Origin of the sequence: Corallococcus praedator (assembly GCF_003612125.1) — a bacterium.
Taxonomy (GTDB): Bacteria; Myxococcota; Myxococcia; order Myxococcales; family Myxococcaceae; genus Corallococcus; species Corallococcus praedator.
Genome location: NZ_RAWI01001314.1, coordinates 1 through 404, shown reverse-complemented (window position 1 = coordinate 404; position 404 = coordinate 1). Strand labels below are relative to the sequence as shown.

Sequence of the window (404 nt, the reverse complement as noted above, 5' to 3'; positions counted from 1 at the left end):
GCAAGTGCTGCGCGCGCTGCATAAAGCGATCCAGAGCGGACTGGTGCTTACGGCACATGCCGTTACCGGGGGCGGGCTGGCGGTTGCACTGGCGGCACTGTGTGAACCGTATGGCGCCGCTATCGACCTGACTGTACTGGGTAACGCTGTTCAGCCGGATATTTTGTTGTTTTCGGAAAGCAGCGGACGGTTCGTTGTGGAGATCAGGCCGGACGACGCACGCCGTTTCGATGCGTTCATGTCCGGGCATTACTGCGCCAGAATCGGGGAGGTTAGCACTGCTCCACGTTTGATTGTGCGTACTCATACACCTACGCCCTGGGTTGACTGGACATTTATGCCATCGGGGACGGCAAAGGCGGCCCCGGCTAACCCGGCCAAACAGCGGACGCCTCAGCCTGCAA

Annotated in this window: 1 protein-coding gene; it reads left to right on the top strand. The window is 60.1% G+C overall.

Features of this window, described 5'->3' with window-relative positions; translation table 11 throughout:
* The coding region (locus D7Y13_RS45530) for an AIR synthase-related protein (RefSeq protein ID WP_244222506.1) at positions 1–404 on the top strand (404 nt) is incomplete at both ends.